We start from the raw sequence: 23,179 nt of genomic DNA on the forward strand, positions 1-23,179 counted from the left end.
CGGGGCGCTGCGCGAACGCGAGTCAGACCGTGATGCGCCAAATGCCGAAAGGCTGGTGCCACGGCTCGATGCGCATGAATTGGGTCTTGCCGTACCAGGTCCAGCGATGGCCGTTCATCAAGTCTTCGCCCTGGGTCTGGGCGTCGTCGGGCAGGCCAAGCTCCCACAGCGGCAGCTCGAAATGCGCCTCCTGGGCGTTGAACGGGTCGAGGCTGACGGCCACCAGAATGAAGTTATCGCCCTCCTCGCTGCGTTTGCCGAAGTACAGGATGTTGTCGTTCCACGCCGTGTAGAGCTGCACGCCCAAATGGCTGTGCAGCGCCGGGTTCTGCCGACGGATGCGATTGAGCTGGGCGATCTCGGCCACGATGTTGCCGGGGGCGGTGAAGTCGCGGGGGCGGATCTGGTACTTCTCCGAGTTCAGGTACTCTTCCTTGCCCGGCACTGGCGCCGCCTCGCACAACTCAAAGCCCGAGTACATGCCCCACAAGCCCGAGCCCATGGTGGCCAGCGCCGCACGGATCAAAAACCCTGCCCGTCCGGACTCATGCAAAAAGCCTGGGTTGATGTCGGGGGTATTGACGAAAAAGTTCGGGCGGTAGCATTCGCGCAGCGGCGATTGGTTCAACTGGGTCAGGTATTCGCTCAACTCGGCCTTGGTATTGCGCCACGTGAAATAGGTGTAGCTCTGCGAGTACCCGACCTTGCCCAGCCGCGCCATCATCGCCGGGGTGGTGAAGGCCTCGGCCAGAAAGATTACGTCCGGGTACTTGCCGCGCACATCGGCGATCAGCCATTGCCAGAACGGCAGCGGCTTGGTGTGGGGGTTGTCCACACGAAACGTTTTCACACCCTCGTCCACCCAGCCCACCACAATGTCACGCAGTTCGGTCCAGAGGCTGGGTATGGCATCGGCGGCGTAAAAGTCGACATTGACGATGTCCTGGTACTTTTTCGGCGGGTTCTCGGCGTATTTGATCGTGCCGTCCGGGCGCCAGTTGAACCAGCCGGGGTGTTGTTTGAGCCATGGGTGGTCCTGGGAGCACTGGATGGCAAAGTCCAGGGCGATTTCCAGGCCATGCTCGGCAGCCGCGCGAACCAGGCGGCGAAAGTCCTCCAGGGTGCCCAATTGAGGGTGAATCGCTGCGTGGCCGCCCTCTTCACTGCCAATGGCGTACGGGCTGCCCGGGTCATCGGGACCGGCGGTGAGCGAATTGTTCTTGCCCTTACGGTGGGCGCGGCCAATGGGGTGGATGGGCGGGAAGTACAACACGTCAAACCCCATGTCATGGATCATCGGCAAGCGCGCGTGCACGTCATTAAACGTGCCGTGCCGGGCCGCATCGTCGGTGATCGAGCGCGGAAACAGCTCGTACCAACTGGCAAACTGCGCGGCCTGGCGCTCCACGTCCACCGCATACACCGGGCTGATGCTCAGGTAAGGCCGGTGGTCAGCCTGGGCCATCAACTGTGCACTGTCTTCGTGCAGAAACAACGCCACCTGCTCGGCTTCCAGCAGGCCGGACAACTGGTGGTGCAGGCTCATCAGCTGGTCGCGCAACTCGTGTTCACTGCGTTCGGCGGCCTGAAGCACCAGGCTGCGGCCTTCCTGCAATTCCAGGCTTACCGGCACCCCGGCCTCGTGTTTTTTGCGCAGCTCGTAACCAAAGCTTGCAAAGGTATCCAGCCAGGCCTCGATGCAATATTCATGCGGCCCTTGAGCGGCCACGGTAAACGCGCCCTCCCAGCCGTTATTGCCCACATCGACCATGACTGCACGCTGCCATTGCTCGTCACGCAACGCGCGCCAGCGAATCAGTACAGCGAGCTTGTCGTGGCCGTCGGCAAAGACCTTGCTGGTCACGTTGATCCGTTGGCCCACCACCGCCTTGACGGCAAATGCGCCGCCGTCGATCACAGGCATGGTGCTTTCAATCGCGATCCTGGGCATCAGCAATGCCTGGGACAGTGGCAACAAGGCGTCTTGCGGCTTCCACGTTTCAGCTGTCATCGAGCCTCTCCCCTTACGCCCCGTGGACGCTTCAGTACTTGGTCGGACGCTCTGCCCGAGCCGTGCCGTACAGTTTCCGAGCCTGCCCCGCCGTGAAAAGTTCAGGTGGATGTGACGCCACCGGGCGGGGAATCAAATGCCCCGGCCCGTGGTCCACCGCCTACAGCAAAGCACAAAGGAGGCCAGACCGATGACAATCCCCATCCCTGCGGAAACGCCCGACCCCAACATCGACAAACCGACGCTGCCGCCCACTGAACCTGGCCCGGTGCCCGACCAAGAGCCGCCGGATGACGCCCCACCGCCGGTACAAGAGCCCCCCGCGCCAGTGCCGCCGGTGATCGTCTAAACGCCCTGCTGGAAAGGGATCAGTCCTTTTCCAGCAGCCGCACGATGCGCGGCATCACGCTGAACACCGCCAGGGCCAGCAAGGTGCTCAACACCGCCGTCGATTCGCGCCCCATGCCGGCCGCCACGCCGATGGCGGCGGTCATCCATAACCCGGCCGCGGTGGTCAGGCCCTTGACGTGCTGGCCCTCTTCGTCCTCCTTGCCCTTGAGGATGGTGCCGGCGCCCAAAAAGCCGATCCCGGCAATCACCCCTTGCAGCACCCGGCTCATGGCATCGGCCTGGCTGCCCGACATTTGCGGCACCAGCACAAACAACGCCGCGCCCAACGCCACCAACATGTGGGTGCGCACCCCGGCGGCCTTGCCCTTGTGCTCTCGCTCAAACCCCAGGATGGCGCCCAGCACGGCAGCGATCAGCAGTCGAACGGTGACTTGGGTGAGTTGACGGGCATCGCCGATGTCGGCGAATTCCGCTTGCAGGGTTTGCCAGACTTCATGCCACCAGGCGTCCATGGGCGTTTCCTTTCAAGGGGTCGATGAACGATGGACAGCGCCGACCGTCAGTCAGTTGCGCAGAACCCTCAGGCCCGCAGCGGCCCTAATGTTCATCACCCCTTGTAGACGGAGATCACCATGCCCGTACGCATCGATAACCAGACCTGTTACTTCACCCTCAACGCCGCCGGCGAGGAACAGCGCCGTGCGGCCAGCGCAGTGACCGTCAGCACCGACAGCGCCAAGGCCATGTCTTATGTGGCCCTGGACGCCGAGCGCATTTACATCACCGAAGCCGAGGCCGACGCGCTGACCGTTGCCGGAGCCCGCGACGCGCGCAAACATGTGAAGGCCGACAGCGGTGATTCGCTGATTTGACCGAGCCGGCTCAATAGCGCGTCAAACCGACCGCACCCCTGCCCAGTGGGGTGCGGGGCGGTGCTGCAGGCAGGCCTTCTGCCTTCTGATCCGTGTTTTATTGCCTTGCCTGCGCCTGTTATGCAAACAGACCTGCGGGCATAATTCGTTGCCCGACAACATCCGCCCGAGTCAGCGTCGCCATGGCCGAGCCCTGCGGTGCCCCCTTCACCCACGGCAGGCCCTGATGAAACGCTACGAGAAATTCGCCGACGACATCGCAGAACTGATCCGCTCAGGCGTACTTGGCCCGGGCCAGCGCGTGCCGTCGGTGCGTTACGCCAGCCAGACCTACGGCGTCAGCCCCTCCACCGTGTTCCAGGCTTACTACCTGCTGGAGCGACGCGGCCTGATCCGCGCCCGGCCGCGCTCCGGGTATTTCGTCAACACGTACGCGCCCAGCCGGTTTTCTGAACCGGCGGTGAGCGCCCAGGTGCAGGAGTCCACCCCGGTGGACGTCAGCGAGCTGGTGTTTTCGGTGCTGGAGTCCATCAAAGACCCCAACACCGTGCCTTTTGGCTCGGCCTTTCCCAGCCCGCTGCTGTTTCCGTTGCAACGCCTGGCCCGCTCGCTGGCCACCTCCAGCCGGGAAATGGACCCGCGCGTGGTGGTCACCGACATGTCGCCGGGCCACCCGCAACTGCGCCGGCAAATTGCCCTGCGTTACATGGTCGGCGGGCTGATGCTGCCCATGGAAGAGCTGCTGATCACCAACGGCGCGCTGGAAGCCCTGAACCTGTGCCTGCAAGCCGTGACCGAACCGGGCGACCTGGTCGCCATCGAGGCACCGGCGTTCTATGCCAGCTTGCAGATCCTCGAACGGTTAAAGCTCAAGGCCGTGGAAATCCCCGTGCACCCGCGCGATGGCATCGACTTGCAAGTCCTCGCGCAAAGCCTGGCGCGTTACCCGATCAAGGCCTGCTGGTGCATGACCACGTTCCAGAACCCCATGGGCGCGACAATGCCCGAAGCCAAAAAACAGGAACTGGTCGCGTTGTTGCGCCGCCACCAGGTGCCGCTGATCGAAGACGACGTTTACGCCGAGCTGTATTACGGCCAGCAGGCGCCCAAACCCGCCAAGGCCTTTGACACCGAAGGCCTGGTGCTGCATTGCGGTTCGTTCGCCAAGAGCCTGGCCCCGGGTTATCGGGTCGGCTGGGTGGCCGCCGGGCGGTATGCGCAAAAGGTCGAGCGCTTAAAGCTGATGACATCACTGAGCCCGTCGATGCCCGCCCAGGCAGCCATCGCCGACTACCTGCAACACGGCGGCTATGACCGCCACTTGCGCAAACTGCGCTACGCCCTGGAAGAACAGCAGAGCGCCATGCGGGCGGCCATCGCGCGCTACTTCCCGGCCCAGACCCGGGTAAGCCAGCCCGCGGGCGGTTATTTCCTGTGGCTGGAGCTGCCGGAGCAGACCGACTCGCTGAAGGTGTTCCACATGGCGGCCGCCCAGGGCATCAGCATCGCGCCCGGGCCGATCTTTTCACCGACCCGGCGCTTTGCTCATTGCATCCGTCTGAATTACGGAAGTCCGTGGGATGAAACGTCGGAAAAAGCCATGGAAACGTTAGGGCGCATCGTGCGTTCTTTTTAAAGCGGGGCCGGAACCGCACGCGGCAACTGCGCCACAGAGGGAGCGTCCTGAACCAGACCTGAGGCGCCTCATGAACATATGCAACAAGCCTTTCCCGGTGCCGCCCCACTACATGCGGGCGGCCGAGCAGCAACAGGTGCGCGAGATGACCGGCCCCGTCAGCCGCCCCCACGGTGACCACCGCTCGGCAGAGCGCATCATCGAACAAAGCCCGGTGCTCAGGCGCTTTCTCAACAGCCGCGACCATTACGAGGTGGGGGACGAGCTCAAACGCCAGGTCGGCGACTGGACCGACGCCAACCCCAACCCACAGGCGCGCGCCGATGCCGCCTACACCTTGGAAAAAGTGCTGAAGTTCATCGATAACCTCGATGACCGGGAGCTCACCGCCAGCCGCAGCCGCAACGGGCGCGTGGACGGCTTCCGGCGCGACGGCTACGTCACCGTCCCGCATTCGGAAGCCAGTATCCTCAAGGAGTTTTCGCACAGCGGCTTTCGCGTGCTGCGCTATTTGCCGACCTGAGCCCGCTCAGCGGCCACCCGCCAGGTCGATAAAGGTGCCGGTTGCGTAGGAAGCCTTATCGGAAAGCAGCCAGACAATGCCTTCGGCCACTTCTTCGGCACGCCCGCCCCGGGCCATGGGAATCGCCGGCTCCAGCTTGCTGACACGGTCCGGGTCGCCGCTCAGCGCGTGAAACTCGGTGTAGATAAACCCCGGGCGCACACCGTTGACACGGATACCCTCACCGGCCACTTCCTTGGCCAGCCCCAGGGTGAAGGTGTCCAGCGCGCCCTTGGACGCGGCGTAGTCGACATACTCGCCCGGCGACCCCAGCCGGGCGGCCGCCGACGACACGTTGACAATGCTGCCGCCCTGCCCGCCATGGCGGGGCGACATGCGCAGCACCGCGTGCTTGGCACACAGGATCGGGCCCAGCACGTTGGTCTTGAGAATATTGAGCACGCGAAACTCGGACATCTCGTCCACCCGTGACTTGTGCGCCACGGTGCCCGCATTGTTGACCAACGCGGTGACCCGACCCAATTCGGCATCGACCCGGTTGAACAGGCGGATCACCTCGTCTTCGATACTCACATCCGCGCGCACCGCAATCGCCTGCGCGCCCAGCGCCCGTACCTGCTCCAGTACCCGGTGGGCCGCCTCTTCATTGGACTGATAATTGATGCACATCCGATAGCCCTGGCGGGCCAGCAACAACGCCGTCGCGGCGCCGATGCCACGACTGCCCCCAGTGATGATGACGACTTTGTCCATGTAAGCGATCTCCTGATTCAACGGGTCAAGGTTGGATCCAGAGAATAACCGCCACCGGCCGGTTTTGCATGGCTCAGGTGACAGGCTCCGGTGCCGCGGCGTGTTCTGCACGCTGGATATCGGCCATGAACCTGTCGGCGGGCAGCGGGTGACCCAGCAGGTAACCTTGCAGGGAGTTGCACCCAAGGCTGGTCAGAAAGTCCTGTTGCACATCGGTTTCCACGCCTTCGGCGACGATGCGCAGGTCCAGCGCCTGGCCCAGCGCGACAATCGCCGAGACGATGGCGGCGTCGTCGCTGTCGTGCTCCAGGTCGCGGACAAACCCCCGGTCGATCTTCAACTCGTTGGCGGGCAGGCGCTTGAGGTACATCAGGCTGGAATAGCCGGTGCCAAAGTCATCGATGGACAGGTCCACGCCCATGTCCGACAACTGCTGCAACACCGCCATGCTGGCATCGGCGTCGCTCATGGCCGTGGTTTCGGTGATTTCCAGGGTCAGGCTGTTGGCCGGCAACTGATGGCGCTCCAGGGCCCCGGCCACGCTCTTGACCAACCCGGCATGGCAGAACTGCAGCGCCGAGAGGTTCACCGCGATGCGCCACTCCCGGTAACCCTCGTTAAACCACACACGCATCTGGCGGCAGGCCTCGTTGAGCACCCAGTCGCCAATGGCGATGATCAGCCCGGTTTTTTCTGCAAGCTCGATGAACTTGTCCGGCAGCAACAGCCCCTGCTGCGGGTGTTCCCAGCGCAGCAGCGCCTCGGCGCCTACCGGGCGACCGCTGAGCGCGTCGAACTTGGGCTGGTAATACAGACGAAACTGGGCGTGTTCCACCGCGCTGCGCAAGTCCTGCAACAGTTGCAGTTGCTTGCGGGCGTTGGTGTTCATGGACACATCAAAAAAGCTGTAGCCGTTCTTGCCCAGGCCCTTGGCGTGGTACATCGCCGCGTCGGCGTTCATCAGCAGTTCCGGTGGCGTGGCGCCGTTGCCCGGGTACAGCGCGATACCCACGCTGGCGGAAATATTCAGTTCATGTTCGGCCACCCGGAACACCTGGTTGATCAAGCTCACCTGGCGCTCGGCCAGGCTGGCGGCGTCGTCGGCCTGGCTCAATTGCACCAGCAGCACAAACTCGTCACCGCCGATGCGCGCCAGGGTGTCCTGGCTGCGCAGGTCCTCGCGCAAACGCTGCCCGACCTGTTGCAACAACTGGTCGCCCAGGTGATGGCCGAAGGCATCGTTGACCGGCTTAAAACCGTCCAGGTCGATAAACATCAAGGCAAAACAACCGCCCTCTTCGTTCACACGCTGCGTGGCTTGCTGGATGCGATCGGTGAGCAACGTGCGGTTGGGCAGGCCGGTCAGCATGTCGTGCAGGGCCAGGTGCGTCAGTTCCTGGTTGGCCAGGGTCAGGGAGTCGGTCAGCACGGCGGTGTTGGCCTGCAAGCGCTCGTCCAGGCGCGAGGTCACCAGCGCGATGATCAACACCGCGAGGCTGGTGACCAGCACCAGGTTGTCCAGGCCCTTGCCGCTTAGCCCGCTCAGCGCCGCCCCGCAAAAACTGCCATCGGCAAAACGCGCCGCCGCCATGCCGGTGTAATGCATGCCCACAATCGCCACCCCCATCACCAACGCCGCCCCGGCCCGGGCCAGGCGTACGTGGGGCGTCTTGCGCCGCAGGTGAAAAGCGATCCACAACGCCGCCGCCGATGCGACGACGGCGATCAGTAACGACGCGCTGAACAGCGCGGGGCCGTAGTCGATACCCGGCGTCATGCGCAGGGCCGCCATGCCGGTGTAGTGCATGGCGCTGATACCCGCGCCCATCACCAACGCGCCAAAGGCCAATTGCCAGGCGGGCAAGCGAGGCTGGCTGACCAGCCACAGGGCGAACCCGCTGGACAGCACGGCGATCAGCAAGGACAAGGCCGTGATGCCAACGTCGTAACCCATGGCGATGGGCAAGCGAAACGCGAGCATGCCGATAAAGTGCATCGACCATACCCCCACGCCCATGGCCAACGCGCCGCCGGCCATCCACAGGTGCACGGCGCGGCCTTTGGCTGTGGCAATGCGGCCGGTCAGGTCCAGTGCGGTGTAGGACGCCAGAATGGCGACAAACAAGGAGATCACGACCAAGGCGGGGGAATAACTACCGATCAGCATCGAACTTCTCTTGGCAGCGGAGCAGGCAGGCTCCGTGGGGAAAAGTGGCCGATTGTAGCGAGAATAATTCTCGCGTACCGGAAATATTATTAAAAGGCCACTAGCGGCAATTTGGCGTCATCTGCCTGACGCGCAGCCGGTGCTTAGAGGGCCTGCCGCGCCGCCCGGCGCGGGGCAAGCCCGCTCACTGCAACGCTTGGGTCTGGCCGTCCCAGCCACCGCCCAGCGCGGCGATCAGCTGAACACTGGCCACCAGCCGGGTTTGCATCAGGGTCAGCACGGTGCGCTCGTTGCTCAAGGCCGTGGCCTGAGTGGTGACGACGTCCAGGTAGGCAATCAACCCGGCCTTGTACTGGTTCTCGGTGAGGCGCCGGGACTCGCGGGCAGCCTCCAGGGCGGCATTGCTGACCACCGCTTCGTCCTCCAGCACCTTGAGCTGGACCATGTAGTTTTCCACTTCGCGGAACCCGTCGAGCACGGTCTGGCGGTACTTGGCCACGGTTTCGTCATAGGAGGCGATGCTGCGGTCGACTTCCGCCGAGCGCTGGCCGCCGTCGAACAGGGTCATGGCCAGTTTGGGGCCTACCGACCAGAAGCGGTTGGGCAAGCTGATCCATTGGGCGTAGGTGCTGCTGGAATAGCCGCCCGCCAGGCTCAGGGTCAGGTCCGGGTAGTAGGCGGCCTTGGCCACGCCGATATTGGCATTGGCGGCGATTACTGCCCGTTCTGCCGAGGCCACGTCGGGACGGCGTTCCAGCAGCTGCGAGGGCAAGCCCACCGGGATCTGTGGCAGGGCCGGGATGTCCTGGGTCACCGCCAGCGAGAAGTTGGCGGGCGGCAGGCCGATGAGCACGGCGATCGCGTTTTCCAGCTGCGCGCGCTGCCAGATCAGGTCGACCATGCTCGCTTCGGTGCTTTTAAGCTGGGTTTGGGCCTGGGCGATGGCCGCTTTGTCCGACACCCCGGCGCGGTATTGGTTTTCGGTCACTTGCAGGGAGCGCTGGTAGGCCGCGATGGTGGCTTGCAGCAGGCGGGTCTGCTCGTCCATCACGCGCAATTGCAGGTAGTTCTGCACCAGTTCCGACTGCTGGCTCAGGCGCATGGCTGCCAGGTCAGCGGCGCTGGCTTGGGCGCTGGCGTCGTTGGCCTCAAGCCCCCGGCGCAGCTTGCCCCAGATATCCGGCTCCCAGCTCACGCCCAATTGGGTGTTGAGGGTGTCGCGGATACCGCTGCTGGAACTGCTCAGGCTGGCGTTACTGCTGCCGGTGCCTTGGCTGGCGCGGGTTTTCCCGGCGCTGAAGTCGACGGTGGGAAAGAACGCACCACGGGCATTGCGCACCAAGGCCTGGGCCTGGCGGTAACGGGCTTCGGCCTGGGCCACCGACTGGTTGGCGTTGTTGAGTGTCGCGACCAGTTCGTTGAGCTGCTTGTCGCCGTACAGCTCCCACCACGCGCCGCGCGCCAGGGCGTCACTGGGCGTCGCCTGGCGCCAGCCCTGGGCTTCCTTGTACTGGGCAGGCTCGCTCACGGGCGGGCGCTGGTAATCCGGGCCAACGGCGCAGGCACTGAGCAGCGCTGCGCACAAGGCCAGGCTCACAAGCCTGGAACCCCGGGCCAGGGCCAATCGCTGGACAGTCGGGAACGTTGAGTCGGTCATAGCGCAGTGTCCAAGGCAGCATCGGTACGCACCCCACGCCAATCGTTGAAACGATGGCGCAGGCGGTCCAGGTAAAGGTAAACCACAGGCGTGGTGTAAAGGGTCAGGATCTGGCTGACCACCAGCCCGCCAATAATCGTCAGGCCCAGCGGCTGGCGCATTTCCGCGCCTTCGGCGCTGCTGAGCAGCAACGGCACGGCGCCGAGAATGGCCGCCAGGGTGGTCATCAGGATCGGCCTGAGCCGCAACAGGCAGGCACTGCGAATCGACTCCAGCGGGGTCATGCCGTCCTGGCGCTCCAGTTGCAGCGCCAGGTCGATCATCAGGATCGCGTTTTTCTTCACCACACCGATCAGCAAGAACAGCCCCAGCAACGAGATCAGGCTGAACTCGCCCCCCAGCAAGTAGATCGACAACAGCGCGCCCACGCCCGCCGACGGCAGGGTCGACAGGATGGTCAGCGGGTGAATGTAGCTTTCGTACAAAATGCCCAGCACCAGGTACACCGCCACCAACGCGCCCAGAATCATGAACGGCTGGCCTTTTTGGGTGGCCGCAAACGCATCCGCCGTGCCGGCCATCTTGGCGATCACGTCTTCGGGCAACCCGACTTTGGCAAGCGCCCGCTCGATAGCGGCCGTGCCCTGCTCCACCGTCACGCCGGGTGCCATGTCAAAGGCAATGCTTTCCGAGGCGAACTGGCCCTCGTGGCTGACCCGGTCGTTGGCCAGGCTGTTTTCATAATGGGCAATGGTCGACAACGGCACCCGCGCGCCCGTGGACGTGATCACCTGTACCTGGTTCAAGGTGATCGGGTCCTGGGCGTATTTCGGGTTGACCTCCATCACCACCTGATACTGGTTGAGGCTGTCGTAAATCGTCGAGATCTGGCGCTGGCTGTAGGCGTTGTTGAGCACCGCGGTGACCATGCTCATGTCGATGCCCAGGCGCTTGGCCTGATCACGGTCCACCACCAGCGTGACCTGCGCCGCACCTCGGCCTTCGCGGGCGTCGATGGCGGTCAGTTCCGGCAGCGCGCGAAACGCGGCGACGACTTTCGGGTACCACAGGCGCAGGGCCGCCAGGTCGCCGCTTTGCAGGATGTAGGAGTACTGGGCGCTGGTCTGGTCACGGCTGCCGCCAAATTGCAGGTCCTGGTCGGCCATCAGGAACAAGCGCCCGCCCGGCACCAGCGGCACGTCCTTGCGCAACCGCTCGATCACGCCCTGGGCAGACAGCTTGCGCTCGCTGATGGGCTTGAGCCGCACCAGCATCACCGCGTTGTTAGTGCCGTTGTTGCCGCCAATAAAACCGGCCACGCTGAGCACCGCAGGGTCTTTGAGGATGGCTTGGCGGAAGGTTTCCATCTTCGGTTGCATCACGCCAAACGACAGCCCGTCGTCGCCGCGCACAAAGCCGATCAATTGCCCGGTGTCTTGCTGGGGCATGAACGTCTTGGGCACCACCACGTACAGCGCGACGTTCACGCCAATGGTCACGAACAGGCTGAGCAAGGTCAGGCGCTTGTGCCGCAGCACCCAGTCCAGGCTGCTGGCATACACGCCCACCATGCGGTCATGGGCCTTCTGGCTCCAGCGTTGCAAGCCGGTTTCCTGGCCTTTGACATGCGGCTTGAGCCAGCGCGCGCAGAGCATCGGGGTGAGGGTGAGGGAGACGACCAACGACACAATGATCGACGCCGCCAGGGTGATGGAAAACTCGCGAAACAGGCTGGTGACAATCCCGCCCATGAACAGGATGGACAGGAACACCGCCACCAGCGAGACGTTCATCGACAGCAAGGTAAACCCCACCTCCTTGGCGCCCAGGTACGCAGCTTTCATCGGCGGCACGCCTTCATCAATATGCCGCGAGATGTTCTCCAGCACCACGATGGCATCGTCCACCACCAGGCCGGTGGCCAGGATCAACGCCATCAGCGACAGGTTGTTCAGGGAGAACCCGAACAGGTACATCACCGCAAACGTGCCCAACAGCGACACCGGCACCGCCAGGGTCGGGATAAGCGAGGCGCGAAAGTTGCCCAGAAACAGGTACACCACCAGGATCACCAGCGCCACGGCGATCAGCAGGGTCATCTCGGCCTCGTGCAAGGTGGCGGTGATCACCGGCGAACGGTCCATGGCCAGGCTCAGCTTGACGCTGGACGGCAGCAGCGACTGCAAGGCCGGCAGCTGTGCCTTGATCTGCTTGACCGTCTCGATGATGTTGGCGCCGGACTGGCGGTTGATCACCAGCAACACCGCCGAGTCGTTGTTGAAAAAGCCACTGTTGTAGCGGTCTTCCACGCCGTCGCTGATCTTGGCCACGTCGCCCAGGCGCAGGGCCGCGCCGTTCTGGTAGCGAATCAGCAGCGGCTCGTAGTCCTTGGCGCTTTCCAACTGGTCGTTGGCCTGGATCTGCCAGTTGCGCTGGCTGTCTTCCAGCGACCCCTTGGGCCGGCGCACGTTGGCATTGGCGATGGTGTTACGCACATCGTCCAGGGCCACGCCGTACTGGTCCAGGGCCTTGGGCTCCAGTTCGATGCGCACCGCTGGCAGGGAACTGCCGCCGATCTGCACCTCGCCCACGCCCGGCACCTGGGACAGGCTCTGGGACAAGATGGTCGAGGCCAAATCGTACAACTGCCCCTTGGCCAGCACGTCCGAGGTCAACGTGAGCACCATGACCGGGGCCTGGGACGGGTTGATCTTCTTGTACGTGGGCATGCTGCGCATGCCGCTGGGCAGCAAATTGCGCGAGGCATTGATGGCCGCCTGCACTTCGCGGGCGGCGCCGTTGATGTCTTTGTTGGAATCGAACGCCAAAATCACCCGGGTCGAACCCTGGCTGGACGAACTGCTCATGGTGGTCACGCCGGAAATCGCGCCAAAGGAGCGCTCCAGCGGCGTGGCCACGGTGGACGCCATCACCTCGGGGCTCGCGCCCGGCAGGTTGGCCGACACCACGATCACCGGGAAGTCGATCTGCGGCAGCGGCGACACCGGCAACAAGTTGAAGCTCACGCCGCCCAGCAGCAGGATGGCCAGGCTGAGCAGCATCGTAGCTACCGGCCGGCGAATGAACGGTCCGGACAGGTTCATGATTCCACCGGCTCCAGGCGCTCGGGAGTCTTGCGCCAGCGGCGACCCAGTCGGTCGAAATACAGGTAGATGACCGGCGTGGTGAACAACGTCAACACCTGGCTCACCAGCAAGCCACCCACCATCACCAGGCCCAACGGCTGGCGCAACTCGGCGCCGGAGCCGGTGGCGAACATCAATGGCACCGCGCCAAACAGCGCCGCCAGGGTGGTCATCAGAATCGGCCGGAAGCGCAGCAGCGCTGCCTGGTAGATCGCGGTTTGCGGGTCCAGGCCCTGGTTGCGCTCGGCGTCGAGGGCGAAGTCGATCATCATGATTGCGTTTTTCTTCACGATGCCGATCAGCAAGATGATGCCGATGATCGCGATCATGCCCAGGTCATTGCCGCTGAGCAGCAACGCCAGCAACGCCCCCACCGCCGCCGATGGCAAGGTGGACAGGATGGTGATCGGGTGAATGTAGCTCTCGTACAGCACGCCCAGCACGATGTACATGGTCACCACCGCCGCCAGAATCAACAGCAAGGTGCTCGAAAGCGAGGCCTCGAACGCCTGGGCCGCGCCCTGGAACTCGGTCTGCACGCCAATCGGCATGCCGATGTCCTTCTGGGTCTGGTTGATCAGCTCAACGCCCTTGCCCAGCGCCACCCCGGGAGCCAGGTTGAACGACATCATCACCGCCGGGAACTGGCCGATGTGGGCGATCGCCAGCTGCGCCTGGCGCTGCTCCACGTGGGCCAGGCTCGACAACCGGACCTGACCGCCGCTGGTGGTTTTCACGTGGATCTGGTTCAGCGCGTCAGGCCCCAGGGTTTCGGCGGACTGGGCCTGCAACACCACGCGGTACTGGCTGGCCTGGGTGTAGATGGTCGAAATCTGGCGCTGGCCGAAGGCGTCATACAGCGCATCGGTGATGGTCGACACCGACACGCCAAGGCGCGAGGCCGCGTCGCGGTCGATCACCAGGAACACTTGCAGGCCCTTGTCCTGCAGGTCGCTGGCCACGTCGGTCAGTTCGGGCAATTGCCGCAAGGCCTGCACCAGTTTGTCGCTCCACAAAGCGAGCAATTCGGCGTCGGGCGACGACATGCTGAACTGGTACTGGGTGCGGCTGACGCGGTCTTCAATGGTGAGGTCCTGCACCGGCTGCATGAACAGGCGGATGCCCACCAGCTTGTCCAGCTGGGGCTGCAAACGCGTGATGATCTGCGCGGCGCTCTGGCTGCGCTGGTTATGCGGCTTGAGGTTGATCAGCAGGCGGCCACTGTTGAGAGTGGCGTTATCGCCGTCCACACCGATATAGGACGACAGGCTCTCCACCGCCGGGTCTTGCAGAATGATCGTGGCCAGTTCCTGCTGGCGCTGGCTCATGGCGGCAAACGAAATCGACTGCGGCGCTTCGGAAATGCCCTGGATCACGCCGGTGTCCTGCACCGGGAAAAACCCCTTGGGCACCACCAGGTACAGCACCACGGTCAGCGCCAGCGTGGCGACGGCCACCAGCAGGGTCAGCGGCTGGTGCTTGAGCACCCACTGCAATTTGCGCCCGTAGGCTTCAACCAGCCAGTCGATCCAGGCGCCGCTGGCCTTATAGAAACGGCCCTGCTCGGCTTCCTTGGGTTCGCGCTTGAGCAGCCGTGCGCACATCATCGGCGTAAGGGTGAGGGACACCACCAGCGAAATCAGGATGGCCACGGCCAGGGTGATGGCGAATTCGCGGAACAACCGCCCGACCACGTCGGCCATGAACAGCAGCGGGATCAGCACCGCGATCAGCGACAGGGTCAGCGACACCAGGGTGAAGCCGATCTGCTTGGCGCCCTTGAGCGCTGCCGCCAGGGGTGTTTCGCCTTCTTCGATATAACGGGAAATGTTCTCCAGCATCACGATGGCATCGTCCACCACAAAACCGGTGGCGATGGTCAGGGCCATCAGTGTCAGGTTGTTGATGGAAAAACCCGACAGGTACATCACGCCAAAGGTGCCGATCAGCGACAGCGGCACGGCAACGGACGGAATAATCGTGGCGCTGAAGCGGCGCAGGAACAGGAACGTGACCATCACCACCAAGGCAATGGCGATCAGCAGCTCGTGTTGCACGTCCCGCACCGACGCGCGGATGGTCTGGGTGCGGTCGGTGAGCACCACCACGTCCAGGCCCGCTGGCAGGTTGTCGGTGATGCTGGGCAGCAGCGCCTTGATGCGGTCCACCACCTCGATCACGTTGGCCCCGGGCTGGCGCTGGATATTGAGCAGCACCGCCTGGTTTTCATTGGCCCAGGCCGCCAGGCGTTCGTTTTCGGCCCCGTCGACGATCTGCGCCACGTCCTTGAGCCGCAAGGGCGCGCCGTTGTTGTAGGCCAGGATCAGCTCGGCGTATTCCTTGGGTGACACCAACTGGTCGTTGGCATCGAGCATTGACACGCGCGTGGGGCCGTCGAAATTGCCCTTGGGCTGGTTGACGTTGGACGCGGCGATCAGCGTGCGCACATCCGACAGGTTCAAGCCATTGGCCGCCAGGGCCTCGGGGTTGACCTTGATGCGCACGGCCTGGCGCTGTCCACCGGCGATGCTGACCATGCCCACGCCGCTGATCTGCGCGATCTTTTGCGCCATGCGCGTGTCGACCAGGTCATTGAGCTTGGGCAGCAACATGGTTTTGGAGGTGATGGCCAGGGTCAACACCGGGGTGTCCGCCGGGTTGACCTTGTTGTACACCGGCGGTGCCGGCAAATCCTTGGGCAACAGGTTGGTGGCCGCGTTGATCGCGGCCTGCACCTGCTGCTCGGCGACGTCCATGTTGATGTAGAGGTTAAACCGCAGGGTGAGCACCGACGCCCCGCCGGAGCTGGTGGAGGCCATCTGGGTAAGGCCGGGCATTTGCCCGAACTGGCGCTCCAGCGGAGCCGTCACCGCGCTGGTCATTACGTCCGGGCTGGCGCCGGGGTACAGGGTCATGACCCGGATGGTCGGGTAATCCACCTGGGGCAAGGCCGACACCGGCAACAAGCGGTAGGCAATGGCCCCGGCCAACACGATGGCCAACATGGTCAGCGTGGTGGCGACCGGGCGCAGGATGAACAGCCGCGAGAGGTTCATGCGCCGCCCTTTTGCGCCTTGCCAGCTTGCGCCGGCCCTTGCGGGGTCTTGGCGGCCGGTTGGCCTTGCAGGTGTTCGGTCGGCGTGGTGAGCACTTCGCTGCTGTCGTTGACCACCTCGACGTCGGTGCCGTCCTTGAGGCGGTCGGTGCCCTCCAGCACCACGCGGTCGCCAGCGACCAGGCCCTGGGTGACCACGGTATTGTCGCCGTCGCTGTCGCCCACCACCAGCGGGCGCATCTTGACCTTCTTGTCGCCGTCCAGGGCGTAGACGAACGTGCCGTTGTTACCGAACTGGATCGCCGCCGAAGGCACCAGCACCACGTTGTGCAGGGTGTCGGCCAACAGGTGCACGTTGACGAACTGGTTGGGGAACAGCGCCTGGTCCTTGTTATCGAAGCGTGCCTTGAATTTGAGGGTGCCGGTGGTCACGTCGATCTGGTTGTCCAGGCTCTGCAACACGCCGCTGGCTTGTTGCTTCACGTCACCGCGGTCCCAGGCCTCGACCGGCAGCGTGTTGCCCGCGTGGTAGCGGGTCAGCACCGTGTCCAGGGTGCTTTCCGGCAGGGTAAAGGCCACGCTGATCGGTTGGGTCTGGGTGATCACCGCCAGCGCGGTGGTGTCGTTGGCCGCCACCAGGTTGCCCACGTCCAGCTGGCGCAGGCCGACACGCCCACTGATGGGCGCACGAATCTTGGTGAATTCCAGGTTGAGCTTGGCGTCATCCACAGCGCCCTGGTTGGTCTTGACCGTGCCCTGGTACTGCAAGACCAGCGCTTCGGCGGTGTCCAGGGTCTGCTTGGCGATGCTGTCCTGGGCGTACAGGTCGCGGTAACGCTGCACATCGACCTGGGCGTTTTTCAGCTGCGCCTGGTTTTGCAGCAAGGTGCCCTGGGCCTGGAGCAAGGCGTTCTGGTAACTGCGCGGGTCGATTTCGGCGAGCAGATCGCCCGCCTTGACGGTCTGCCCTTCCTCGAAGGCAATCCTGACCAGTTCACCTGCCACCCGGCTGCGCACATTAATGGTGTTTAACGCCGTCACCGTGCCCAGTGCCTTGTAGTACACCGGGAACTCACCGAGCACCGCAGGCGCCACGCGCACCGGTACAGGGCCGGTGGAGCCACCAAAGCCCGGGCGCATCATCCCCGACTTGCCAGCATGCCCGGCCGGTTTCTGGGCGGCCCCTTCTTTATGGTTGCCGGGCCAGAACTTCCAGCACAGGGCGGCAATAACCAACAGCACGAGCAGGGCGAGCAGCCAGCGACGGGAACGACGGGGGGTGGATTGCATGGAGTGATCAACCATTGGGCGCGATAGCTTCTTTTTGAGGACGCTGAAAGATAAGCACTGGGGCCATTTAAGAAAAGCGCATTTACCGGCTATTTACCTTCGCCTTACAACTTTTAACGTCTGGCGACATGACATTGAGTGTCAGCGCTAAACCGCTGACGCCTAAATAAAAACGGCCTGGACTAGGCCAGGCCGCAATCTTGCATCAGGTGTATTACTGCAACGCTACAGTAATGCTCCGAAACAGTTACTTCAAAACAGCCAGGGCTGCCTCGTAGTTCGGCTCTTGGCCGATTTCACTGACCAGTTCGCTGTGCAGCACGGTGTCGTTTTCATCCAGCACCACCACGGCGCGGGCGGTCAGGCCCTTGAGCGGGCCTTCGGCGATGGCCACACCGTAGTTCTCCAGGAACTCGGCAAAACGGAAGGTGGACAGGTTTTTCACGTTTTCCAGGCCTTCGGCGCCGCAGAAGCGCGCTTGGGCGAACGGCAGGTCGGCGGAAATGCACAACACCACGGCGTTGTTCAGATCATTTGCCTGGGCGTTGAACTTGCGTACCGACGTGGCGCAGGTCGGGGTATCGACGCTTGGGAAGATGTTCAGCACTTTGCGCTTGCCCGCGAAGGTGGACAGGGTCGCGTCGGACAAATCGCCAGCCACCAGGGTGAAGGCCGGAGCCTTGGCGCCCGCTTGCGGCAATTGGCCTTTAACCTGGATCGGGTTGCCGCGATGGGTAACTTGAGCCATGAACGTAATCCTTATGCTTGGGTTGAATGAAACAAATTCGAGAGGCCGAAGTTAACCACAAACCGCCGGGCGGCACCTACGCCCGATTATGGTTTAATTGCGCGCTTTTCCCGCCCTGCAAGGAACCCGTTGTTGATGAATGCGCCTGCCACTCACGTCCTGGTCATCGGTTATGTCTGGCCGGAGCCGCGCTCCTCTGCTGCGGGCGGGCACATGATGCAGATCCTGCAAAGCTTTCTCGACCAAGGGTGGCGCGTCACCTTCAGCAGCCCGGCCGCCGCTGGGGAACACAAGGCAGACTTGCCCGCGCTGGGCATCGCCGAGCAGGCCATCGAGCTGAATAACAGCAGTTTTGACGATTTTGTCCGCCAACTGGCCCCCGATATCGTGCTGTTCGACCGCTTCATGATGGAAGAACAGTTCGGCTGGCGCGTGGAGCAACACTGCCCCGACGCCTTGCGCGTACTGGAAACATCCGACCTGCAAAGCTTGCGGGATGCGCGCCAGCAACGCCTTAGAGATCACCTCAAAAATCATCCTCAAGCTGATGACTTTAAAGAAATTTTTTTTGAAGACCCAAGCACAGAGTTCCACCTGATGGCCGACACCGACCTGGCCAAGCGCGAGATCGCGGCGATTTACCGCTGCGACATCAGCCTGGTGATCTCGGACGTGGAAATCCGCCTGCTCACCGACCACTTCAAGGTGCCCGCCGCCCTGCTCCACTGGTGCCCGCTGATGGTGGCACCGCCCACCGCCGCCTTTGCGCCGTTTGAAGAGCGCGCGCACTTGCTCAGCATCGGTAACTTTCGCCACGCACCGAACTGGGACGCGGTGCTCTGGATGAAAAACAGCGTCTGGCCGCTGATTCGCCAACAACTGCCCGGGGTTCAACTGCACGTGTATGGCGCCTACACACCGCCCAAGGCCACCGCGCTGCACAACCCGGCGCAGGGGTTTCATGTGATGAACTGGGCCGAGGACGCCCTGCAGGTGATGAGCCAGGCGCGCCTGTGCCTGGCGCCCCTGCGTTTTGGCGCCGGGATCAAGGGCAAACTGGCCGACGCCATGCTGTGCGGCACCCCCAATATCACCACGCCCATCGGCGCCGAAGGCATGGGGGACGATCAGCCGTGGCCGGGCGCTATCGAACACAGCGCCACGGCCCTGGCGGCGGCCGCCGTGGCGCTGTACCAGGACCGCGAACGCTGGACCCAGGCCCAGGAACAGGGCCGGCAACTGCTGGCCCGGCGTTACGCATATGCTGTTCACGGCCCCGCTCTGGTGGCCCGCCTGGCGCAATGCCGCGCGGCACTTGCCGAACACCGGCGCGCCAACTTTACCGGCAGCATGTTGCGCCATCACCTGCACAAAAGTACCCAGTACATGGCCCAGTGGATCGAGGCTAAAAACCGCCCGCGCTAAACACCGGCGCTGGCGAGGTCGCGCGCAAGGGGGCATTATCGACAACGCGCCCCCCCACAATAAAGCGACTGCAGCATGACCCGAGCAGCGAGAATCACCGATCCGTCCTACGAGTTGATGGACGATCACAACGGCCTGTCCATCATCTATCGCCAGCATGGTTTCCCCTGCCCCCTGGTGCGCTGGCATTTCCACAAGGAATACGAGCTGCACCTGATCATTGCCAGCTCCGGCAAGGTGTTCGTCGGTGACTACATCGGCAATTTCTACCCCGAAAGCCTGTTTCTCACCGGCCCCAACCTGCCCCACAACTGGATCAGCCAGGTGGCCGAGGACGAGGTGGTGCCCAAGCGCGACATGCTGGTCAACTTCACCGACGAGTTGCTGGAAAACGGCAGCCACATCTTCACCGAACTCAAAAGCCTCACACCGCTGCTGGAACGGGCGCAATACGGCATCGAGTTTCGCTGCAAACGCACCATCGCCCAGGCCATCACCCTGATGCAGCGCATCGAGGACACCAAAGGCATGGCGCGCCTGGGGCACTTTTTTATCCTGCTCGAGGCCTTGAGTGCCTGCGAGGACTACCAACTGCTCTCGGACGCCAACACCCCGCAATTGGCCGATGAGCACAATATCGACCGCACCAACCGGGCGGTGGACTACATTTTTGCCCACTACGCACGGGAGCTGTCGCTGGAGGAGGTCGCGGAATACCTGGGGATGAAGCCCACGTACTTCTCCCGGGTGTTCAAGCAGGCGACCGGGCGCACCTTCATCGAATTCGTCAACCGGCTGCGCATCAGCAAGTCCTGCGAACTGCTGGCCGACGGTGACAAGGCCGTGACCGATGTGTGCTTTGAGTCCGGTTTCAACAATATTTCCAACTTCAACCGCAGGTTCCAGCAGCTCAAGGGCATGACCCCTTCCCACTACCGACGCCTGGCCGTGCAGCGGTTGACCGAACAGAACCTTGCTTAATCATTTCAGCTTGTTTCGAGCGAGTGCAAAAAAGTATCAGCAAAAGTGCTCCCAAGGATTTGTCACAAGTCCATTTGAAGGCTGTAATCAACGCACACTCTCCCGGCTGTCGTGGGAGACACAACAACAATAACTGTCCTTCTGCAGCCCTTGGGCGCAGAAATGGAGTGCGCGATGAAGTTCACAGCAAAAGCTCTGCTTGCCTGTACCTGCATGACCCTCAGCGCCGTCAGTCTTGGCGCGCAAACACTGACCATTGCCACCGTCAACAACAGCGACATGATCCGCATGCAAAAGCTCTCGAAAACCTTCGAGACCGAGCACCCGCAGATCAAGTTGAACTGGGTGGTGCTTGAAGAAAACGTCCTGCGTCAACGCCTCACCACCGACATCGCCACCCAGGGCGGCCAGTTCGACGTGTTGACCATCGGCATGTACGAAGCTGCACTCTGGGGCGCCAAGGGTTGGCTGGAACCGATGAAAGATCTGCCAGCGTCCTACGACCTGGAAGACGTTTTCCCTTCGGTACGTGACGGCCTTTCCGTCAAGGGCTCGTTGTACGCCCTGCCGTTCTACGCCGAAAGCTCCATCACCTATTACCGCACCGACCTGTTCAAGGACGCCGGCCTGACCATGCCGGAACACCCCACCTGGACACAGATCGGCGAGTTCGCCGAAAAGCTCACTAACAAGGACAAGGAACAGTACGGCCTGTGCCTGCGCGGCAAAGCCGGTTGGGGCGAGAACATGGCGCTGATTACCACCCTGGCCAACGGCTACGGGGCGCGCTGGTTCGATGAAAAATGGCAGCCTGAATTCACCGGCCCCGAGTGGAAAGGCGCGCTGAACTTCTACGTCGACAACCTGAAAAAATCCGGCCCGCCGGGTGCGTCCAGCAATGGCTTCAACGAAAACCTGGCGCTGTTCAACAGCGGCAAGTGCGCGATCTGGGTCGACGCCAGCGTCGCCGGCTCGTTTGTCACCGACAAGTCCCAGAGCAAGGTGGCGGACAGCGTCGGCTTCACGTTCGCGCCGCACCAGAGCACTGACAAAGGCACCTCGTGGCTGTACTCGTGGTCGCTGGCGATCCCGACCAGCTCCAAGGCCAAGGACGCCGCCAAGGTGTTCACCACCTGGGCCACGTCCAAGGAATACAGCCAACTGGTGGCCAAGACCGACGGTATCGCCAACGTCCCACCGGGCACGCGCACATCGACCTACAGCGAGGCGTACATGAGCGCCGCGCCGTTTGCCAAGGTGACGCTAGAGTCGCTGAAAGTGGCCGACCCCAAGAACCCGTCGGCCAAGCCGGTGCCCTATGTCGGCATTCAGTTGGTGACCATCCCCGAGTTCCAGGCGATTGGCACCCAGGTGGGCAAGTTCTTCTCGGGCGCATTGACCGGCCAGACCTCGGTTGACGATGCCCTCAAGCAGGCACAGACCACCACTGAACGCGAAATGAAGCGCGCCGGTTATCCCAAGTAACCCGGGCTTGCCCCACTAGACACCGGAGTGAGCGTGCCCGCGCGGGTGGTGTGACAGACACACCGCCCGTGCAGGAGAGCCCGCCCCACCGTTGCCCGCGCTTTGCCCCTAGCTCTGCATGTACCTGACTGGTCCTGATCCCATGAATACCACCCCTGCCCAAGTGCAAACCGCCACGCCGGACAAGGCGCGCAAAAGCCGCCTGATCAACCCCGGCTGGTTTCTCGTCAGCCCCTCGGTGGCCCTGTTGCTGCTGTGGATGATCGTGCCGCTGGGCATGACCCTGTACTTTTCGCTGATTCGCTACAACCTGCTCTACCCCGGCGAAAACGAATTCGTCGGCCTGGACAACTTCACCTACTTCATCACCGACTCGGGCTTTTTGCCCGGCGCCGGTAACACCCTGTTGCTGGTGGGCAGCGTGTTGCTGATCAGCGTGGTGCTGGGCGTGCTCATCAGCGCCCTGCTGGAAGCCAGCGAGTTTTTCGGTCGCGGGATGGTGCGGGTGTTGCTGATTTCGCCGTTCTTCATCATGCCCACCGTCGGTGCGCTGATCTGGAAGAACCTGATTTTCCACCCGGTGTCCGGGATTCTCGCCGCCGTGTGGAAGCTGTTCGGGGCCCAGCCGGTGGACTGGCTGGCGCATTACCCGCTGCTGTCGATCATCATCATTGTGTCGTGGCAGTGGCTACCCTTCGCCATCCTGATCCTGATGACCGCCATGCAGTCCCTCGACCAGGAACAAAAGGAAGCCGCGCGCCTGGACGGTGCCGGTGCCCTGGCGATCTTCTGGCACCTGACCCTGCCCCACCTGGCGCGTCCCATCGCCGTGGTGGTGATGATCGAGACGATCTTTTTGCTCTCGGTGTTCGCTGAAATCTTCACCACCACCAACGGTGGCCCCGGCTACGCGTCCACCAACCTCGCCTACCTGATCTACAACCAGGCGCTGGTGCAGTTCGACGTGGGCATGGCCTCGGCCGGCGGCTTGATTGCCGTGGTCATCGCCAACATCGCCGCGATCATCCTGGTGCGGATGCTCGGCAAAAATTTGACTGACAAGCCTTAAGGTGCGCGCC

At 63.1% G+C, this 23,179-nt stretch carries 17 protein-coding genes; 8 read left to right on the plus strand and 9 right to left on the minus strand.

Annotation, left to right across the window (positions count from 1 at the left end; translation table 11 throughout):
- Positions 1-22: 22 nt before the first annotated feature.
- Positions 23-2,011: an alpha-1,4-glucan--maltose-1-phosphate maltosyltransferase gene (locus ACW9H9_RS17755; protein ID WP_457344494.1), complete on the minus strand. Its 1,989-nt coding sequence runs from the start codon at positions 2,009-2,011 to the stop codon at positions 23-25.
- Between the two features lie 190 nt (positions 2,012-2,201).
- Between ACW9H9_RS17755 and ACW9H9_RS17760 the strand changes: the two genes are divergently transcribed.
- Positions 2,202-2,360 (plus strand): hypothetical protein, encoded by a 159-nt coding sequence (locus tag ACW9H9_RS17760; RefSeq protein ID WP_457344493.1) that lies wholly within the window; start codon positions 2,202-2,204, stop codon positions 2,358-2,360.
- 19 nt (positions 2,361-2,379) lie between these two features.
- Here the strand turns inward: ACW9H9_RS17760 and ACW9H9_RS17765 are convergent, their stop codons facing one another.
- On the minus strand, positions 2,380-2,874 hold the full coding sequence (locus ACW9H9_RS17765; protein WP_457344492.1) for an MgtC/SapB family protein: 495 nt from the start codon (positions 2,872-2,874) through the stop codon (positions 2,380-2,382).
- A gap of 120 nt (positions 2,875-2,994) precedes the next feature.
- Between ACW9H9_RS17765 and ACW9H9_RS17770 the strand changes: the two genes are divergently transcribed.
- The 3 genes from ACW9H9_RS17770 to ACW9H9_RS17780 all read left to right on the plus strand — a co-directional run bounded on the left by ACW9H9_RS17770 (position 2,995) and on the right by ACW9H9_RS17780 (position 5,393).
- Positions 2,995-3,234 (plus strand): DUF3203 family protein, encoded by a 240-nt coding sequence (locus ACW9H9_RS17770; protein WP_457344491.1) that lies wholly within the window; start codon positions 2,995-2,997, stop codon positions 3,232-3,234.
- 226 nt (positions 3,235-3,460) lie between these two features.
- On the plus strand, positions 3,461-4,870 hold the full coding sequence (gene mapR / locus ACW9H9_RS17775) for a GntR family transcriptional regulator MpaR (RefSeq protein ID WP_457344490.1): 1,410 nt from the start codon (positions 3,461-3,463) through the stop codon (positions 4,868-4,870).
- A 70-nt stretch (positions 4,871-4,940) separates the two neighbouring features.
- Positions 4,941-5,393, plus strand: coding sequence for a hypothetical protein (locus tag ACW9H9_RS17780; RefSeq protein WP_457344489.1), 453 nt, complete (start codon positions 4,941-4,943; stop codon positions 5,391-5,393).
- 6 nt (positions 5,394-5,399) lie between these two features.
- Here the strand turns inward: ACW9H9_RS17780 and ACW9H9_RS17785 are convergent, their stop codons facing one another.
- From ACW9H9_RS17785 to tpx, 7 genes are all read right to left on the minus strand, one after another.
- Positions 5,400-6,146: an SDR family oxidoreductase gene (locus ACW9H9_RS17785; protein ID WP_457344488.1), complete on the minus strand. Its 747-nt coding sequence runs from the start codon at positions 6,144-6,146 to the stop codon at positions 5,400-5,402.
- Positions 6,147-6,219: 73 nt separating this feature from the next.
- A complete protein-coding gene (locus ACW9H9_RS17790) occupies positions 6,220-8,313 on the minus strand; it encodes a putative bifunctional diguanylate cyclase/phosphodiesterase (RefSeq protein WP_457344487.1) in 2,094 nt (697 codons plus the stop codon).
- Between the two features lie 184 nt (positions 8,314-8,497).
- The gene (locus ACW9H9_RS17795) at positions 8,498-9,970 is read right to left on the minus strand and encodes an efflux transporter outer membrane subunit (RefSeq protein ID WP_457344486.1); all 1,473 of its coding nucleotides are present in this window, start codon (positions 9,968-9,970) and stop codon (positions 8,498-8,500) included.
- Positions 9,967-13,074, minus strand: coding sequence for an efflux RND transporter permease subunit (locus tag ACW9H9_RS17800; protein ID WP_457344485.1), 3,108 nt, complete (start codon positions 13,072-13,074; stop codon positions 9,967-9,969). Before ACW9H9_RS17800 ends, ACW9H9_RS17795 begins: the two co-directional genes overlap by 4 nt.
- Complete coding sequence (locus tag ACW9H9_RS17805; protein WP_457344484.1) at positions 13,071-16,172, minus strand: MdtB/MuxB family multidrug efflux RND transporter permease subunit; 3,102 nt, start codon at positions 16,170-16,172, stop codon at positions 13,071-13,073. Before ACW9H9_RS17805 ends, ACW9H9_RS17800 begins: the two co-directional genes overlap by 4 nt.
- On the minus strand, positions 16,169-17,476 hold the full coding sequence (locus ACW9H9_RS17810) for an MdtA/MuxA family multidrug efflux RND transporter periplasmic adaptor subunit (protein WP_457344483.1): 1,308 nt from the start codon (positions 17,474-17,476) through the stop codon (positions 16,169-16,171). Before ACW9H9_RS17810 ends, ACW9H9_RS17805 begins: the two co-directional genes overlap by 4 nt.
- Before the next feature lie 232 nt (positions 17,477-17,708).
- Positions 17,709-18,209 carry a thiol peroxidase gene (tpx, locus tag ACW9H9_RS17815; RefSeq protein WP_457344482.1) on the minus strand — a complete coding sequence of 167 codons (501 nt, stop codon included), beginning with the start codon at positions 18,207-18,209 and terminating at the stop codon, positions 17,709-17,711.
- A gap of 135 nt (positions 18,210-18,344) precedes the next feature.
- Here tpx and ACW9H9_RS17820 point away from each other — a divergent pair, with 135 nt between their 5' ends.
- The 4 genes from ACW9H9_RS17820 to ACW9H9_RS17835 all read left to right on the plus strand — a co-directional run bounded on the left by ACW9H9_RS17820 (position 18,345) and on the right by ACW9H9_RS17835 (position 23,169).
- Complete coding sequence (locus tag ACW9H9_RS17820) at positions 18,345-19,634, plus strand: glycosyltransferase (RefSeq protein WP_457344481.1); 1,290 nt, start codon at positions 18,345-18,347, stop codon at positions 19,632-19,634.
- Positions 19,635-19,709: 75 nt separating this feature from the next.
- A complete protein-coding gene (locus ACW9H9_RS17825; RefSeq protein ID WP_457344480.1) occupies positions 19,710-20,615 on the plus strand; it encodes a helix-turn-helix domain-containing protein in 906 nt (301 codons plus the stop codon).
- A gap of 174 nt (positions 20,616-20,789) precedes the next feature.
- Positions 20,790-22,100: an ABC transporter substrate-binding protein gene (locus tag ACW9H9_RS17830; RefSeq protein WP_457344479.1), complete on the plus strand. Its 1,311-nt coding sequence runs from the start codon at positions 20,790-20,792 to the stop codon at positions 22,098-22,100.
- 142 nt (positions 22,101-22,242) lie between these two features.
- The gene (locus ACW9H9_RS17835; RefSeq protein WP_457344478.1) at positions 22,243-23,169 is read left to right on the plus strand and encodes a carbohydrate ABC transporter permease; all 927 of its coding nucleotides are present in this window, start codon (positions 22,243-22,245) and stop codon (positions 23,167-23,169) included.
- The last annotated feature ends 10 nt before the right edge of the window (positions 23,170-23,179 follow it).

It is taken from the genome of Pseudomonas sp. SDO5215_S409, from assembly GCF_054071325.1.

Bases quoted from the DNA above. Each gene is read 5' to 3' on its own strand.
- ACW9H9_RS17820 (WP_457344481.1), top strand. From the start codon at position 18,345: ATGAATGCGCCTGCCACTCACGTCCTGGTCATCGGTTATGTCTGGCCG.
- ACW9H9_RS17760 (WP_457344493.1), top strand. From the start codon at position 2,202: ATGACAATCCCCATCCCTGCGGAAACGCCCGACCCCAACATCGACAAA.
- ACW9H9_RS17800 (WP_457344485.1), bottom strand. From the start codon at position 13,074: ATGAACCTGTCCGGACCGTTCATTCGCCGGCCGGTAGCTACGATGCTG.
- mapR (WP_457344490.1), top strand. From the start codon at position 3,461: ATGAAACGCTACGAGAAATTCGCCGACGACATCGCAGAACTGATCCGC.
- ACW9H9_RS17780 (WP_457344489.1), top strand. From the start codon at position 4,941: ATGAACATATGCAACAAGCCTTTCCCGGTGCCGCCCCACTACATGCGG.
- ACW9H9_RS17830 (WP_457344479.1), top strand. From the start codon at position 20,790: ATGAAGTTCACAGCAAAAGCTCTGCTTGCCTGTACCTGCATGACCCTC.
- ACW9H9_RS17825 (WP_457344480.1), top strand. From the start codon at position 19,710: ATGACCCGAGCAGCGAGAATCACCGATCCGTCCTACGAGTTGATGGAC.
- ACW9H9_RS17805 (WP_457344484.1), bottom strand. From the start codon at position 16,172: ATGAACCTCTCGCGGCTGTTCATCCTGCGCCCGGTCGCCACCACGCTG.
- ACW9H9_RS17790 (WP_457344487.1), bottom strand. From the start codon at position 8,313: ATGCTGATCGGTAGTTATTCCCCCGCCTTGGTCGTGATCTCCTTGTTT.
- ACW9H9_RS17755 (WP_457344494.1), bottom strand. From the start codon at position 2,011: ATGACAGCTGAAACGTGGAAGCCGCAAGACGCCTTGTTGCCACTGTCC.
- tpx (WP_457344482.1), bottom strand. From the start codon at position 18,209: ATGGCTCAAGTTACCCATCGCGGCAACCCGATCCAGGTTAAAGGCCAA.
- ACW9H9_RS17795 (WP_457344486.1), bottom strand. From the start codon at position 9,970: ATGACCGACTCAACGTTCCCGACTGTCCAGCGATTGGCCCTGGCCCGG.
- ACW9H9_RS17765 (WP_457344492.1), bottom strand. From the start codon at position 2,874: ATGGACGCCTGGTGGCATGAAGTCTGGCAAACCCTGCAAGCGGAATTC.
- ACW9H9_RS17810 (WP_457344483.1), bottom strand. From the start codon at position 17,476: ATGGTTGATCACTCCATGCAATCCACCCCCCGTCGTTCCCGTCGCTGG.
- ACW9H9_RS17835 (WP_457344478.1), top strand. From the start codon at position 22,243: ATGAATACCACCCCTGCCCAAGTGCAAACCGCCACGCCGGACAAGGCG.
- ACW9H9_RS17770 (WP_457344491.1), top strand. From the start codon at position 2,995: ATGCCCGTACGCATCGATAACCAGACCTGTTACTTCACCCTCAACGCC.
- ACW9H9_RS17785 (WP_457344488.1), bottom strand. From the start codon at position 6,146: ATGGACAAAGTCGTCATCATCACTGGGGGCAGTCGTGGCATCGGCGCC.